The organism is Bradyrhizobium sp. AUGA SZCCT0182 (genome assembly GCF_018130185.1).
Taxonomy (GTDB): Bacteria; Pseudomonadota; Alphaproteobacteria; order Rhizobiales; family Xanthobacteraceae; genus Bradyrhizobium.
In genome coordinates this window covers 40,973-56,766 of the sequence record NZ_JAFCLY010000024.1, presented here as the reverse complement: position 1 = coordinate 56,766, position 15,794 = coordinate 40,973, and the positions used below count along the sequence as shown (strand labels likewise).

General features: G+C 62.9%; 13 protein-coding genes. 9 read left to right on the top strand and 4 right to left on the bottom strand.

Going from position 1 to position 15,794, the window contains the following annotated elements:
- The first annotated feature begins 199 nt into the window (after positions 1–199).
- Positions 200–3,673 (top strand): indolepyruvate ferredoxin oxidoreductase family protein, encoded by a 3,474-nt coding sequence (locus JQ611_RS24085; RefSeq protein WP_212466788.1) that lies wholly within the window; start codon positions 200–202, stop codon positions 3,671–3,673.
- Between the two features lie 145 nt (positions 3,674–3,818).
- Complete coding sequence (locus tag JQ611_RS24080; protein WP_212466787.1) at positions 3,819–4,232, top strand: hypothetical protein; 414 nt, start codon at positions 3,819–3,821, stop codon at positions 4,230–4,232.
- Positions 4,233–4,242: 10 nt separating this feature from the next.
- Here the strand turns inward: JQ611_RS24080 and JQ611_RS42540 are convergent, their stop codons facing one another.
- Positions 4,243–4,371 carry a hypothetical protein gene (locus tag JQ611_RS42540; RefSeq protein WP_283813476.1) on the bottom strand — a complete coding sequence of 43 codons (129 nt, stop codon included), beginning with the start codon at positions 4,369–4,371 and terminating at the stop codon, positions 4,243–4,245.
- Positions 4,372–4,507: 136 nt separating this feature from the next.
- Between JQ611_RS42540 and JQ611_RS24075 the strand changes: the two genes are divergently transcribed.
- Complete coding sequence (locus JQ611_RS24075) at positions 4,508–5,326, top strand: aldo/keto reductase (protein WP_212466786.1); 819 nt, start codon at positions 4,508–4,510, stop codon at positions 5,324–5,326.
- A 101-nt stretch (positions 5,327–5,427) separates the two neighbouring features.
- A complete protein-coding gene (locus tag JQ611_RS24070; protein ID WP_212385862.1) occupies positions 5,428–6,600 on the top strand; it encodes an acetyl-CoA C-acyltransferase in 1,173 nt (390 codons plus the stop codon).
- Between the two features lie 88 nt (positions 6,601–6,688).
- Here the strand turns inward: JQ611_RS24070 and JQ611_RS24065 are convergent, their stop codons facing one another.
- A complete protein-coding gene (locus tag JQ611_RS24065; protein ID WP_212385863.1) occupies positions 6,689–6,925 on the bottom strand; it encodes a hypothetical protein in 237 nt (78 codons plus the stop codon).
- Positions 6,926–7,261: 336 nt separating this feature from the next.
- Between JQ611_RS24065 and JQ611_RS24060 the strand changes: the two genes are divergently transcribed.
- Both JQ611_RS24060 and JQ611_RS24055 read left to right on the top strand, forming a co-directional pair.
- On the top strand, positions 7,262–8,542 hold the full coding sequence (locus JQ611_RS24060) for an amidohydrolase family protein (protein WP_212466785.1): 1,281 nt from the start codon (positions 7,262–7,264) through the stop codon (positions 8,540–8,542).
- Between the two features lie 124 nt (positions 8,543–8,666).
- Complete coding sequence (locus JQ611_RS24055) at positions 8,667–9,710, top strand: beta-propeller fold lactonase family protein (RefSeq protein ID WP_212466784.1); 1,044 nt, start codon at positions 8,667–8,669, stop codon at positions 9,708–9,710.
- Positions 9,711–9,733: 23 nt separating this feature from the next.
- On the opposite strand, the gene JQ611_RS24050 is transcribed toward JQ611_RS24055, so the two are convergent.
- Both JQ611_RS24050 and JQ611_RS24045 read right to left on the bottom strand, forming a co-directional pair.
- Positions 9,734–10,633, bottom strand: coding sequence for a DMT family transporter (locus tag JQ611_RS24050; protein ID WP_312012127.1), 900 nt, complete (start codon positions 10,631–10,633; stop codon positions 9,734–9,736).
- A 1-nt stretch (position 10,634) separates the two neighbouring features.
- Positions 10,635–11,879, bottom strand: coding sequence for a PLP-dependent aminotransferase family protein (locus tag JQ611_RS24045; protein ID WP_212269692.1), 1,245 nt, complete (start codon positions 11,877–11,879; stop codon positions 10,635–10,637).
- 351 nt (positions 11,880–12,230) lie between these two features.
- On the opposite strand from JQ611_RS24045, the gene JQ611_RS24040 reads away from it, so the two are divergent.
- From JQ611_RS24040 to JQ611_RS24030, 3 genes are all read left to right on the top strand, one after another.
- Positions 12,231–13,952 carry a cation:proton antiporter gene (locus JQ611_RS24040; RefSeq protein ID WP_212269691.1) on the top strand — a complete coding sequence of 574 codons (1,722 nt, stop codon included), beginning with the start codon at positions 12,231–12,233 and terminating at the stop codon, positions 13,950–13,952.
- Between the two features lie 182 nt (positions 13,953–14,134).
- The gene (locus JQ611_RS24035) at positions 14,135–14,623 is read left to right on the top strand and encodes a hypothetical protein (RefSeq protein WP_212269690.1); all 489 of its coding nucleotides are present in this window, start codon (positions 14,135–14,137) and stop codon (positions 14,621–14,623) included.
- 9 nt (positions 14,624–14,632) lie between these two features.
- Positions 14,633–15,472, top strand: a complete 840-nt coding sequence (locus JQ611_RS24030; protein WP_212466782.1) for a hypothetical protein — start codon at positions 14,633–14,635, stop codon at positions 15,470–15,472.
- Positions 15,473–15,794: the final 322 nt, after the last annotated feature.

Here is a 15,794-nt window from a genome sequence, read left to right as displayed (position 1 = left end):
CTTGACTCTTTCGTTTGCCGTCCAGCGTTTCAAAGAAGACAGGTTTCGGCAAGGGTGCGACCGTAATCCACATCGCAGCCGAGATATGTCCTGCCGCCATGCATTCAGGCTGGGCATGCATAGCAAAACCGGTGCATTCTGGCTCCAATTAGACCGGTTCAAAACAGCCGGCACAGAAAAGCGCGACGGGGAGCGAAAAATGGCGTTGATGGAAGTTGGGCTGGACGACAAGTACCGGCTGGATGCGAAACGCATCTTTCTTTCCGGTACGCAGGCACTGGTCCGGTTGCCCATGTTGCAGCGCGAACGCGACCGCGCGCAGGGACTCAACACCGCAGGTTTCATTTCGGGTTATCGCGGTTCACCGCTCGGCATGTACGATCACGCGCTGTGGCGTGCGAAATCCTTCCTCAAGGAACACAACATCGAGTTCGCGCCCGGCCTCAACGAGGATCTGGCGGCCACGGCGGTGTGGGGCAGCCAGCAGGTCGGGATGTTCCCGGGCGCCAAGGTCGATGGCGTGTTCGGCATCTGGTACGGCAAGGGTCCCGGCGTCGATCGCTCGATGGACGCGCTCAAGCATGCCAACTCTGCCGGCACCTCGCCCAATGGCGGCGTGATCGCGCTGGCCGGTGACGATCATGGTTGCCAGTCCTCGACGCTGGCGCATCAGAGCGAACAGGTGTTTGCGGCGGCACTGATGCCGGTGGTCAATCCTGCGACGCTGCAGGACTATCTCGACCTCGGGATTCTTGGGTTTGCGCTTTCGCGTTACTCGAGCTGCTGGGTCGGGTTCAAGGCGATTTCCGAGACGGTCGAAAGCTCGGCCTCGATCGTCAGCGATCCCGATCGCATCAAGATCATCATCCCTACCGATTTCGAAATGCCGCCGGGCGGGCTTGGCATCCGCTGGCCGGACGCGCCGCTGGAGCAGGAGCGCAGGCTTCACGGCCCGAAGATGCAGGCGATCGCCGCCTTCACCCGCGTCAATCGCTTCGACCGTATCGTGCTGGATTCCAAGCCGGCGCGGCTCGGCATCATGGCGACCGGCAAGGCCTATCTCGACCTGCGCCAGGCGCTGGCCGATCTTGGTATTACCGACGCCGAAGCGCAGGCGCTGGGACTGCGCATCTACAAGGTCGCGCTGACCTGGCCGCTGGAGGAGCACGGCGCACGCGCGTTCGCCGAAGGCCTGCAGGACGTGCTTGTGGTCGAGGAGAAGCGCGGCTTCATCGAGGATCAGCTGCTGCGCATCCTCTACAATGTCGATGCTATGAGGCGCCCCTCGGTGGTCGGCAAGCGCGACGAGACTGGCGCGATGCTGCTGCCAAGCGAAGGCGAGTTGACGCCAACCATGGTCGCCGCGGCCGTGGTGGCGCGGCTCCGCCGGCTCGGCCATCGCAGCCCGGCGCTGGAACAGCGCCTGGCAAAACTCGAAGCGTTCGACCGGCCCGCGGAGGGCATTGGTGCGGCAAAGCTGCAGCGCACGCCGTATTTCTGCTCGGGCTGCCCGCACAACACCTCCACCAAAGTGCCTGAGGGCAGCCGCGCGATGGCCGGCATCGGCTGTCACGGCATGGCGCTCTCGGTGCCGAACCGCCGCACCGCGACGATCTCGCATATGGGCGCCGAAGGCGTCACCTGGATCGGGCAGGCGCCGTTCACCAGCGAACAGCACGTGTTCCAGAATCTCGGCGACGGCACCTACACGCATTCGGGCTTGCTGGCGCTGCGCGCCGCTTCCGCCGCCGGCGTCAACATCACCTACAAGATCCTCTACAACGACGCTGTCGCGATGACGGGCGGCCAGCCGGCCGAGGGCGGCCTGACCGTGTCGCAGATCGCGCATCAGGTTTCCGCCGAAGGCGCCAAGCGTCTTGCGATCGTCTCTGACGATCCCGATAAATACCCCAGCAACTATTTCCCCGCAGGCGCGACTGTTCATCACCGCCGCGAACTCGACGCCGTGCAGAAGGAACTGCGCGACGTCAAAGGTCTCTCGGTCCTGATCTACGACCAGACCTGCGCCGCCGAAAAGCGCCGCCGCCGCAAGCGCGGGCTCTATCCCGATCCGCCGAAGCGCGTCTTCATCAATGAGCGCGTCTGCGAAGGCTGCGGCGACTGCTCGGCTGCTTCCAACTGCGTCTCGGTGCAGCCGCTGGAAACGGAACTCGGCCGCAAGCGCCGGATCGACCAGTCGAACTGCAACAAGGATTTCTCCTGCATCGAAGGCTTTTGCCCGAGCTTTGTTACCGTGCATGGCGGCAAGTTGCGGAAGGCCGATCGCGCCGCGGCCGACCCGTCGGCGTTGTTCGCCGATCTGCCGCAGCCGACGCTGCCCGCGCTGGATGGCGCGTTCAACATCCTCGTCACCGGCATTGGCGGCACCGGCGTCATCACCATCGGCGCGTTGCTCGGCATGGCCGCGCATGTCGACGGCAGGGCCTGCTCGACGCTCGACTTCACGGGATTGTCGCAGAAGAACGGCGCGGTCATGAGCCACGTCCGCATCGCGCCGTCGGCTGACGATCTCGCCAATGTCCGGATCGGGCCCGGCACCGCCAACCTCATTCTCGGCTGCGACATCGTCGTCGCCACCAGCATCCCGGCGCTGAGCCGGGCCGAGCGCGGCCTGACGCGCGCGATCGTCAACGCCGATCTGCTGCCGACCGCAAGTTTTGTCATTGATCCCGATATCGACTTCCAGGCCGGCGCGATGCGGGACTCGCTCAACGAGGCCGTCAGCGCCAGCGATCTCGATATTCTGGACGCGACCGGTCTCGCCTCGTCCCTGATGGGCGACAGCATCGCGACCAACTCCTTTATGCTGGGCTTTGCATTTCAGCGCGGCACGATTCCGCTGTCACTGGAGGCGATCATGAAGGCGATCGACCTCAACGGCGCGGCGATCGAGATGAACAAACTCGCGTTCTCCTGGGGCCGGCTTGCCGCGCACGACCTGCAACGTGTGGTCAGCGCCGCGCGCTTCAAGGCGCAGGGCACAGCGCCGGTCAAGCGGACGCTGGACGAGACCATCGCTCACCGTGCTGGCTTCCTGACCGACTACCAGAACGAGGCCTATTCGAAGCGCTACCTTGCCGAGGTCGCGCGGGTGCGTGCCGCCGAAGCCAAGGCTTCGCCTGCAGCGCAGGACCTCACCGAAGCCTTTGCAAAGGGCCTGTTCAAGCTGATGGCCTACAAGGATGAATACGAAGTTGCCCGGCTTTATTCCGACGGCGAATTTGCCAGAGCGCTGAAGGAGCAGTTCGACAGCGACGCGAGCGTCAAAGTCAGCCTGGCGCCGCCCTTGCTGGCGCGCCGCGACAAGGTCACCGGGCATTTGCGCAAGCGTGAATTCGGTGGCTGGATCCTCAAGGCGTTCGATGTCCTGACGCGCTTCAAATTCCTGCGCGGCACCGCGTTCGATCCGTTCGGCTATACCTCCGAGCGCCGGATGGAGCGGGCACTGCCGGGCGAATATTCTGACATGATCCTCCGCCACCTCGACACGGCCAAACCGCAGGACTGGCCGCGGCTGGTGGCGCTGGCGAAAATGGCTGACCTCGTGCGCGGCTACGGCCACATCAAGGAGGCCAATGTCGCGCGCTACCGCCAGGAATGCGCGCGGCTGGAGGGCACGATCGGTCAGCCGGTTGCGCAAGCCGCGGAATAGGTTCCGGGCGACCGGCCGCGGATTTTTCGCGGCCGGCGTAGTTAGCGGGTAACCTTGCCGAAAATTTCGGCTGGAAAAGGCCCTGCCGGCTTCCTACATGATGGTCTCAGTTACCTTTATTTTTATTCATTTCAGGAGGCCCATAATGGTCCTGAAAAGCGCTTTAGCTGCAGCGGTTTGCACGGGGTTTTTGGCATTGGCCGGCGCCGCGACGGCGGCCGAGTATCGTCCGGGTGAGTTGCTCAGCCTTGATCTTCCCAGGGCCGTATTGTCGCCCAAGCGGATCGGGCCGGAGGCGCGGTTCGGGCCCGTTCGGATCGAGGCAAGGTCGGAGGACACGGAGGCGGATCTGGATTCGACGATCTGGCCCAAGCTGCCGCCACGCAAGGCGCATGTCGCCAAATCTCAGGCCGAGAAGACCAGCACTGAGGCGCCGCGTGCCGCAGCGCGTGCGAAGCTGGCGAAGCCGCGCCACAATCCGCTCGATGCGCAGGCGCGCGATACCCGGATTCAAACCTGGCCGTGCAGGTCCGGCGGCATCTGCAACTGGCAGCGATAGCGGCGGTCGCTCAGGGTTTTCCGATCAGAAAGAAGACAGCCACGATCAGCACGGAGAGCGTCGTGATCACGCCGAGCACGGCGGCGGCGATCGCCGGCAATTGATGCGAATCCAGCCATCGTTGCAACGCGTTGCCCATCGCTCTCCCTGACCTGATCTTGATTTGCCCAGCGCCTTGCGGGCAGTCTATTTATAGCGATCTATCCCACGCAATCCAATGCCGTCCATGCGGCTTTCGTCTTCCCCGCGACACTTTACGCCTTCGGGAGCATTCAATGGAAAATCTGCAAACGCAGGGCATTGCCCTGCCGAGGCTTGGACTTGGCACCTTTCGCCTGCAGGGCGATGGCTGCCGCGCCGCGGTCGAAAGCGCGCTGGCGCTGGGTTACCGGCATCTCGACACCGCGGAAATGTATGGCAATGAGGAGCCGATTGGCGCTGCCATCGCGGCCTCGCGCATCGCCCGCAAGGACCTGCATGTCACCACCAAGGTCTGGAACGAAAACCTGGCGCCGGACGCGATCCGCCGGGCTTTCGATGCTTCCCTGAAGAAGTTGCGGCTCGATCAGGTCGATCTCTATCTGGTGCACTGGCCGTCACGAGATATGAACCTGCCGGCGATCTTCGAAACGCTGATGAAGCTGAAGCAGGAAGGCCGCACCCGCGCCATCGGGGTCGCCAATTTCAACATCGCGCTCTTGAAAACCGTGGTCGAGGAGATCAAGGCTCCGATTGTCTGCAACCAGGTCGAATACCACGCGATGCTGGATCAGACAAAGCTGCGCCAATATCTCACCGCCAAATCGATTCCGCTGGTTGCTTATTGCCCGCTGGCGCAGGGCCGCGTGGCCTCCGACGAGACGCTGACCGCGATCGGGCGCAAGCATAATGCCAGCGCCGCACAGGTGGCGCTGAAATGGTTGCTCGACCAGGACGGCGTCGCCGCGATCCCGAAGGCCTCGCGCGCCGAAAGCCAAAAGGCCAATCTCGACGCGCTGCAGCTGCGGGTTGATGACGACGATCGAAAGGCAATCGCGGCCTTGCCGAAGGACAAACGTTGTGTAAATCCCGCCTTCGGGCCGGCGTGGGATTGAAGGCGATTCCTCCTTTTCCGTCCGCCGGAATTCAAGGTTTTTCGCTACACACGGGCTGAGGTCCAGTCCATACTGGGTGGCATCAAAGGGAGGTCTAGAAAATGCGTGAAGCTGTTATCGTTTCCTATGCACGTACGGGGCTGGCGAAGTCCGGCCGCGGCGGGTTCAATATCACCCCTCCGATGTCGATGGCGGCCCACGCCATCAAGCACGCGGTCGAGCGCGCCGGCGTCGAGAAGGACTACGTCGAGGACTGCTATCTCGGCAATTGCGCGCATGGCGCGCCCAATATCGGCCGCCAGGCTGCGCTGCTCGCTGGCATGCCAAAGTCGACGGCCGGCGTTTCGGTCAACCGCTTCTGCTCCTCGGGGCTGCAGACCATCGCGATGGCCGCCAACTCGATCCGCTCGGACGGCGCCGATTGCATCGTGGCTGGCGGCGTTGAAAGCATCTCGATTCCCGGCGGCGGCTCGCCCAAGGAATCGATCGATCCGGATTTGCTCAAGACCGCGCCCGACATCTTCATGGCGATGATCGATACCGCCGACATCGTCGCCGAGCGCTACAAGCTCAGCCGCGAATACCAGGACGAGTATTCGCTGGAATCGCAGCGTCGCATGGCCGCCGCCCAGCAGGCCAACAAGTTCAAGGACGAAATCGTCCCGATGAAGACCAGGATGAAGGTGGTCGACAAGGCGACGAAAGCGGAAAGCATCGTCGACTACACGGTCGATCGCGACGAGTGCAACCGTCCCGAGACCACCATGGAAGGCCTTGCCAAGCTCGAGCCGGTCAAGGGTGCCGGCAAATACGTTACCGCCGGCAATGCCAGCCAGCTTTCGGATGGCGCGGCGGCTGTCGTGCTGATGGAAGCCAAGGATGCCGAAAAGCGCGGCCTGCAGCCGCTCGGCCGTTTCGTTGCCTGGGCGGCGGCGGGCTGCGAGCCGGATGAGATGGGCATCGGCCCGATCTTCGCCGTGCCGAAGCTGTTGAAGCGCCATGGCCTCAAGATCGACGACATCGACATCTGGGAACTGAACGAAGCCTTCGCCAGCCAGTGTCTGTATTCTCGCGACAAGCTCGGCATCGACCCCGAGAAGTACAATGTCAACGGCGGCTCGATCGCGATCGGCCATCCCTTCGGCATGACCGGCGCGCGGCTCACCGGCCACATCCTGCAGGAAGGCCGTCGTCGCAAGGCGAAGTGGGGCGTCGTCACCATGTGCATCGGTGGCGGCCAGGGTGGCGCAGGCCTGTTTGAAATCTACAGCTGAGCCGAAGCAATCAGCCGGCGATACCAACAAAGAAAATGGCTCCGCGAGGAGCCATTTTCCGTTGAGGCCTAAGTCTGAGGCATCAACCTCAGTAACGATGCTTCTTGATGATCACGACCTTGTTGTGGTGACCATGACCACGATGTCCGCGATGGTAGCCGCGGTCACGATGCCCGCGGTATTCGGCGCGTGCACCGTGAGAGTGGTGATGGCCTTGGTGATAACCGCTGCCACGCTTGATCACAACAGTCTGTGCGCTTGCAATCGACGGCACCCCGATGATGATCGCGCCAAGCGCGGCCAAAACTAATCCAAACTTCTTCATTACTTGTCCTCTTCTCAATTGAGCGAGGATAGAACAGCGCATCGACGGGAACGTTCCGACGAAACTTGAAGAGAATTCTGAATGTCTGTTCAGCAAGGATCTGCGGATGCAATGCGTGCGTTGGTTCCGTGCACGAGCAAGTTTCTTTAGTCCAATAACCCACGCTCGAAACGTTGCGTTTACACGCGGCCGTTCTGGACAACCGCGATCCCACGGACCGTCCGGCCGCACGGTCATTGATACCCGTGTGGGTTGAGCGTAGGCACGCGCCGGCTTGCGGAAAGCCCGGTCCCGGCGCATCATCGCGCCATAAAAATCATCTGGGGGAGCGATGCCATGAGCGGGTTTTCACGCCGTGATTTTCTAAGCCTGTCAGGATCGGCCGCGGTCGCTGCGATGTCCGCACCGGCCAATGCCGCGATGGGCCCGAACGACAAGTTCGACCTCGTGATCAAGGGCGGCGATGTGCTCGATCCCAGCCAGTCGTTGCGGGGAAAACGTGATATCGGCATTCGCTGGGGCATGATCGAGGCAGTTGAGGCCGATATTCCGGCCGCACGCGCCTCGAAGACCATCGACGCTGCCGGCAAACTGGTGACGCCGGGATTGATCGACCTGCACTCCCATGTCTACCCCTATGGCTCGGCGATCGGCATTCCCGCCGACGAATTGGTGCAGGCCCAGGCAACGACGACAGTCGTGTCGGCGGGGGACGCCGGCGTCAACAATATCGCCGCGCTGCGCCGCTACGTCGTGGCGCAATCCCGCGCGCGGATTTACGCCTTCGTCCATATCGCCAATCACGGTCTGTCGGGCTTCCCGGTCGCCGAACTATACAATATCGACCACGCGCAGCTCGACGCCTGCGCCATGGCGCTGGCCGAGAATCCGGATTTCCTGCTCGGCGTCAAAGTCCGGATGTCGGAGAATGTCATCGCCAAGCACGGCCTCGAACCACTGAAGCGGGCCATAAAGGCCTGCGAGATGTGCGGCTGGCCGGCCAAGATGATGGTGCATATCGGCGGCGTCGAGACCAAGGAGTTGATGTCGCAGATTCTCGATCTGCTGCGGCCGGGCGACGTGCTGACCCATGCCTATTCCGGCGCACCGAACGTCGGCGGCGTGTTCACCAACATCGTGCAGGATGGCAAGCTGCTGCCGGCAGCGCTTGCCGCCAAGCAGCGCGGCGTGATGTTCGACGTCGGGCACGGCGGCGGCAGTTTCGATTTCACGGTGGCGGAGCCTGCGATCGCGGGCGGCTGCCCGCCCGACACGATCTCGTCCGACATCCACGTCTTCTCCGGCAATTCGCCCGGCATGCCGTATCTGCCGAACGTGATGAGCAAGTTCATCCCGCTCGGATTTACGGTGGAGCAGGTGGTGGCGATGGCAACCTCGGCGCCGGCCAAGATCATCAACCGCGCACCGAAAATCGGCACGCTGCAGGTCGGCGCGCCCGGCGACGTCGCGATCATGGAACTGATGGAGGCGCAGGTCTCGTTCGTCGACACCCGCAACAACAAGCGCGAGGGCAAGCTGCTGCTGAAACCGGTGCAGACCGTGATCAACGGCGTGCCGTTCGGGAGGCCGTATCAGGCGCCGTTCGCGGTGCGATAGGGTGCGCATCCATCACGTCGGCAACCGCTGTTCGATCAACCGGAAATGAGGAGGCAACGTGCGAGCACGAGCGAGTCTTAATGCGATATTCAGCGTGGCTGCTTTGCTGGGAGCTGGGGTTTTCATGTCATCTGCGGGTGCTGCGACGTTTGTGTATGTCGGAAATGCCGACAGCCAGGACGTCCACGTGTTGGAACTCAAGCCGAACGGCGAACTGACACCGGTCGAAACGACCGCGGTGCCGGGCCCTGCCAAACCCGGAGGCTCGCTGCCGTTGGCGGTCAGTCCCGACAAGAAACGTCTCTTTGCGGGCTTGCGCAACGAGCCATATTCGGTGGTGAGCTTTTCGATCGATTCCAAGACCGGCAAATTGAAGCCGTTGGGCCCCGGTCCGCTGGCCGATTCGACGGCCTATGTCGCCACCGACCGGAGCGGAAAGTTCCTGCTCAGCGCCTCCTATGGCGGCAACAAGGTCACGGTCAATCCGATCGGCCTCGACGGCGTCGTGCAGCCGGCGCAGCAGATCATGGCGACGCAGCCGAATGCGCATTGCATCGTGGTCGATCCGTCGAACCGCTACGTGCTGCACACCAGCCTCGGCGGCGACGTCGTGTACCAGGAAAAATTCGACGCCAAGACCGGCAAACTTGTACCCAACGATCCACCGACCGTTAGCGTCAAGGCCAAGGCCGGTCCGCGTCACCTGGTGTTCGCGCCGGGCAACCGGTTCGTCTATCTGCTCAATGAACTCGACGCGTCGATCTACGTTTTCCCATGGAATGCCAAGGCCGGTACCCTGGGTAAGGAAATTCAGGTCGCGACGTCATTGCCCAAGGGGTTCGAGGGCAAGCCGTGGGCTGCGGATATCCATCTCACGCCGGACGGCAAATTTCTCTACGCCTCCGAACGCACCACCAGCACGCTTGCGGCATTCAAGGTCGATCCCAAGACGGGAATGCTGACACCGATCGATTCCTACCCGACCGAAAAGCAGCCGCGCGGCTTCAACATCGATCCGACCGGCCGCTATTTGTTGTCGGTCGGCCAATTGTCCAACAGCATGACGAGTTACGCCATCGACAAGGCGACCGGCAAACTCACCAAACTCAAGGAGTATGCCGTGGGCAAGAACCCGAACTGGGTCGAGATCGTCGCCATGTCGCGGTAGAGCGGAGGGGCAGGTCGGCCAGATCAGCCTGATTGCCGCTGCGCGCGGTTGTCGCCGATAATGTCGGCAATGACCGCGCCCATGACAAGGGCGCCGCCGATGAGGACCCGGATTCCGGGAACCTCGGCGAACGCCAGCCACACCCAAAACGGCATCAGCGGTGTCTCCAGCGTCGAGATCAGCGCCGCCTGGCTGGATGGCAACAGGCGTGAGCCGACGAAGAACAGCGTGAGGCCGATCGCGACCTGGAAGAACCCGAACATCGCAAGAATGAACAGGTCGTACCCGGTGACGCCGGCGATGCCGTGAGCAAAGGGAATACTGACCACGCTGCCCAGGATGTTCGAGATCGCGGCCGCGGCGACCATCGAGGTGCCTTTGTGCCGCCGCACCATGACTGTCATCGCGGCGATCGCCAGTGCCATGAAGCAGGCCAGTGCGATTCCGAGGATATCGGAACCGGCGCGCGCGTTGCCGAGGATGATCGCAACGCCGCAGAGCGCCACGACACTCGCCAGCATGGTTCGCAATCTCGGGATTTCTCGCAGCCATGCCCACGCCAGCGCTGCGGCGAGGAAGGGCCCCGTGGCGATGATGATTGCGACATTGGATACGCTGGTCAGCTGCAGGGCAGGGATGAAGGCGATCATGGCTGCTGTCGAATACGACGCGACCAGCCAGCCGCTTTTTCCCATCCTGGTCAGCTCCTGCAGGCCGGCGCGACCCTGCAGCAACACCATCATGGCCGCGATCAGGCCGCCGCCGAACAACCCCCGCCAGAACAGGATGGTCCAGGAATCATAGGCGAGCAGCCGCGTGAAGAACGGCGCCGTGCTCCAGGCGATGGCGGCAGCGACGACGAGGGCAATGCCGAGGCGATGCTGGGAGGCGGCGCCGGTCACCTCAGGTGTGCGCTCGCGCACCTTAACTGCGCGCCCGCTTCTCCACATTGGCGCTTCGCTCGGGCACACCGAACTCCTTGCGGCAGACGTCCGCGAGCACGGCGACGCCTTCGCGGATCTGCTCGTGAGAGGGGCTGGCAAAGCACAGCCGCAGGCGGCTGCCGGCATAGGACTTGTCGGTCGACCATTCCGGCCCCGGGTTGATGGCGACGCCGGCGGCCAGCGCTGCCTGATACAGCTTCAACGTATCGACATTGTCGGGAAGTTTGACCCACAGGAAGATGCCGCCCTTGGGATCCTCGAACTCGGCTGATGTGCCGAACTGCTCGTTGAGCGCCTCCATCAGCGTATCGAGCTTGGCGCGCAGGCCGCGTGTCAGCTTCGGCACGTGGGTTTCGAAATGCGGCGTGCAATATTCCGCCAGCACCATCTGCTCCAGCGCGCCGGAGCCGGCATCGGTCTTCAGCGCCAGCATCCGCGACATCATCTCCCAGGGCGCGACGATGAATCCGACCCGCAGCGCCGGCGCAATCGATTTGGAGAACGAGCCGATATGGATGACGCCGCCTTGCTTGCTCATCGCATAGATCGCGGGCGGGCGCTGGCCGTTCCAGATCAGGTCGGCGTAGCAATCGTCCTCGAAGATCGGCACGCCGTATTCCTGCGACAGTTTTATCATTTCGGCGCGCCGCGCCTCCGGCAGGATCGAGCCGGTCGGGTTCTGCACGGTCGGGATGGTGTAGATGTATTTCGGCATGATGCCGCGGCGCTTGTGGTCGGCCAGAACAGCCGCCAGCGCATCCATCCGCATGCCCTCGTCGTCGAGGGGAATGCCGACCGTCTTGACGCCGAGCCGGGTCAGCCGGCTCAGCGAGCCCTGATAGGTCTCCTGTTCGATCAGCACGGTATCGCCGCGCGCCAGCAGCGTCGCGTTGACGAGGTCGAGCGCCTGCAGCGAACCGGAGACGATCATGACGTCGTCGGTGGTGCAGCCGATGCCGGCATCGCGCTTGAGTTTCCTGGTGAGGAATTCGCGCAGGGGGCGGTAACCCTGCGGGCCGCTGGCGAGGCCGTAGGTCGCAAGCGTCTTGCCCTCGCGCTGGAGCACGGCAGTCATCGCCGCGATCAGGCCATCGACCGGCACTTGGTCGGGATCATTGTTGCCGCCGACGAAACTGTATTTGGCCAGACCCGTCCACCGCGCCGCCGGCGCCGGCAATCCGGCCGGCAGCAATGGTGCGAAATCAAAGATTGATGCGGTAGACATTGGACATTCACTCCCGTTTTGTTTTTCGTTGAGAAGGCCGCTGGCGCGGCCCTCCGGTAGTTTGGTTAGTTCTTGCCGATGATCTTAATCGGTCGCCGCCGGGGGATGAAAGCGGAATGTCTGCTATCGATGCTGCCCGATATAGCGGGGGTGCGTGCGGGGTTCGCCGTCAGGAACCCTTCCAAATTTTGCCGGATACTGCCGGCCGCCTGCGCCTGCGCTCCCGGGCAGTAAAGGATCGACAGGCAGGCAAGAATCGCTAGAAAGAGACCTGTTAGGCGGATGTGACACATTGCTCGTTTGACCATTGCGCCCCGGCCTCTAGGTTGCAATGAGGAAAAGTCAGGAAATATGCACGAGCTTATCGGCGATATCACTTTATGCATCCTGTTTGCCTGGGTGCTTGGTTTGCTGGCGCATTTTACCCGGCAACCGCTGATCCTCGCTTACCTTATCGCCGGGTTTTTGATTGGTCCATTCGGCATGAAATGGGTCCATTCAAAGGATTCGATTCACGTCATCTCCGAACTCGGCCTGATCTTCATGCTGTTCATGATCGGGCTGGAAATCGACCTGAAAAAGATCGTGCGCGCCGGCAAGGTCATCCTGTTCGCCGCGGGCGGGCAATTGGTCGGCGGCTGCCTGCTCGGGATCCTGTTCTTTTGGGGGATCGGACTGTCGATGGGGGCGGGCCGTTTCGACGCGCTGTATCTCTGCGTGGCCTGCGCGCTCTCCTCAACCGTTATCATCGTCAAGGTGCTGTACGAGAAGCGTGAGCTCGATACGCTGCCCGGCCGCATCACGCTCGGTGTATTGGTGCTGCAGGACATCTTCGCGATCCTGTTCCTCGCCGTGCAGCCGAGCCTCGACAATCTTCAGGTGAGCGTGATCCTGATCTCGATCGGCCGGGTCGGCGTGCTGGTGGCGACCGCTTTGGTGCTGAGCCGCTACGTGCTGCCGCGGCTGTTTCACCAGATCGCGCGCCGCCCTGAGCTGATCCTGCTCGGCGCGCTGGCCTGGTGCTTCCTGATCGGCGAGATTGCCGAGAAGCTGCATCTGTCGCGCGAGATGGGTTCGCTGGTCGCCGGTGTCTCGCTCTCGACATTCCCCTACGCGCTCGACGTCACCGCCAAGGTGACGACGCTGCGCGATTTCTTCATCACGCTGTTCTTCGTGGCCTTGGGCATGACCATTCCCATTCCCGGCCCGTCGGTGATCGGGCTGGCGCTGTTGATTGCGGCCTTCACCGTGGTGAGCCGCGTGGTGACGACATTTGTGCCGCTCTATCTGATGAAACAGGGTCTGCGCGCCAGCCTGTTGCCGGCGATCAATCTGGCGCAGATCTCGGAGTTTTCGCTGGTCGTGATCCAGACCGGTGTGGTCGCGAACCATATCGGGACCGAGACGTCGAGCGCGGCGTCGTTCGCCTTCGTCATTTTGGCCGTGATCAGCACCTTCGTGATGGGCAAGAGCGATGAGATCACGCGGGCTCTGATCGGTCCAATGAAGAAGATCGGGCTGCGCGATCTCGATCACGGCCAGGGCGAGGCCGGACATGAGGGCGGCCATGAGGCACGCCGTATCGTCATTCTCGGCTTCTTCCGCGCGGCGAGCGCGCTGCTCGCCGAAATCGAGCGGCAAAATCCGCTCGTGCTCGAACAGATCACCGTGATCGATTTCAATCCCAATGTGTTCCGGACGCTGGCCGATCGGGGTCTGCACGTGATCTATGGCGATATCAGCAATGTCGATACGCTGCTCCATGCCGGTATCGGCAAGTCGGAACTGATCATCCTGAGCGTGCCGGATTCGCTCCTGAAGGGCGCCAACAACGAGAAACTGGTCCGGCACGTGCGCACCCTCAACCCGACCGCAAAAATCGTCGCGACCGCGGATCTCTTGTCCGACGTCAACGACCTTTACGCAGCCGGCGCCGATTACGTCACCGTGACCCGGCTCAGCGATGCTCACGAACTCTATACCGTGATCGAGGCCGCCGCCGCCGACCTGCTGGGAGACAAGCGCGCCGAAATGGATGCACTGCTCGCCGAGCGCAAGGAAGTGCTGCCGTAAGGCTGTCTGTCGCTCTATCTCCGTAAGCGGAGAGATGACGGACAGGCGCCGCGGGGGATCAGAGTCTCCCAAGTCTGCATTTGAACCGAACTTAATACAACCGACACTGAATATTGCACGGCGAGCAGCCATTCTTTTGGCGGCTGCGAACACTCGTCTCACAACCGAAGGAAAGCGTCGAAATGATCCGGTCCGATCGTGAAGCGCCGGCCCGGAAGGCTCGGCCTTTCGCGCGGACGGGCGGGAGCGATGCAGCCAAGGCGCTCGCCATCGGATTGCTGCTCGCCCCGCTCGGCGGCCTGGCGGGAGCGCTGATGCTGGTCGTGCCGATGTATCTGATCGACGGAATCGATTTTCCGTTTCCCGACTTTCTGAGGTTCCTCGCTCTCGCCGGTATTTCGTTCGGCGCGCTACTCGCGGCGCCGACCACACTGATCGCCCTGCCGGTCGCGGCCTATTCGTCCGCGGGATGGCAAGGCAGGCGCGTACCGGGACTGACTGCCGTCGGCTTCACCGCGGGAGCGCTGAGCATGATGCTCCTGGTGCTGCTGACATTGAAGCCGCACGAGACCGTTTACGCGGCCCGCGCGCTTGGCACCATGGGCGTCGGCGGAGCGGCGGGCGCCCTGTGCGGGGCCGTCCTGGGTTTGGCGATGCGCCAGCCGGATTGAAGCACGGAAATGCCCATCAGCATGCGGATATCGTTCTCGTCATCAAACAGGACGCGCGGTTCGGGCCCGTCGCTGGCCGCGTCGTCCACGCTGTTCGGTTGCCTGATGGCGGGAACGGCTGCGATCCTGTTTCAGCTGACGCTCGGCACGCTTGTCGTTGCATACACGCCGGTTGTGCCGTGGATCATGGGGGTGTTCCTGCTCGGTTTGCCGCTGGCTATAGGCGTCACGCGATCCCGGCCCGGCCTGTGCATGCCTGCGGTCGCGATCATGACATTGACGGGCGTGTCGCCGGCCTTTGTCGTGGATGCACCGTTGTGGGGCCGCACCGTCAATCTGCGTCTGGTCGACGATATTCCTGAAGGTGTCGGCGTCGCCGGCTACGCCGCGCCGCGCTGGCGCATTGCCACCGAATTCGCAGGGGAGGCCCGCATGAGCGGCGGCCGCGGCAGCAAGGGTTACGGCACCCGCCGTCTTGCACCGCTGGTCGGCGAGGGCTGGAGACCCGAGCTTCCCGTTGAAGTCTGGGTCGCGGGCGAAGTCAGGGATTCAGGACGTGTTCTCGCCTCGCATCCGCAATTCTGGAACGAATCCGGCGGTGAATATGTCCGGTTCGTGGGCGTTGCCGTATCCGGCGCGCAGATCATCGCGCGCGATGCGGCCAAGAAACTCGGCCTCAAGACACTGGATGAGCCGCTCATCGTGACGCGCGCTCCCTCGGTTGCAGGCGCCCTCGCAGAGCAATACCGGGCCATTGCGCGCACCGCAGCTGTGCCCTTGCTGGGGTGGGCCTTCTGCATCCTCCTTGCTGCAGGCTTCGCCAAACGGCGCGAGCAGCGGCGGCGGTGAACTGGTAGGGCTACAGGCTGCTCTCAGCGGCTGGTACGCCAGCGGCGGGAGCGGGGTGCGATAGGCCCGCGACCCCTGCCATCAGGGCGAACCCCGCCCATACCATCAGGTGGAAATTCAACCGAAAACGCATATGTCTCCTCCCCGAATGGTGCTTCTTGTTTTTATGGGTGCGACCATGGCGATTGAAGCCGGACCCGGTCAATGGTTTCCTGCATGCCGATTTCGTACTGCGAAACGTCGCAGGCGACGTCCTGCCCTGCGTATTGATGCTGGCGCGGGCCCATGAGTCCGGCTAATGCACTCCCTGTCCAAAGCGAGA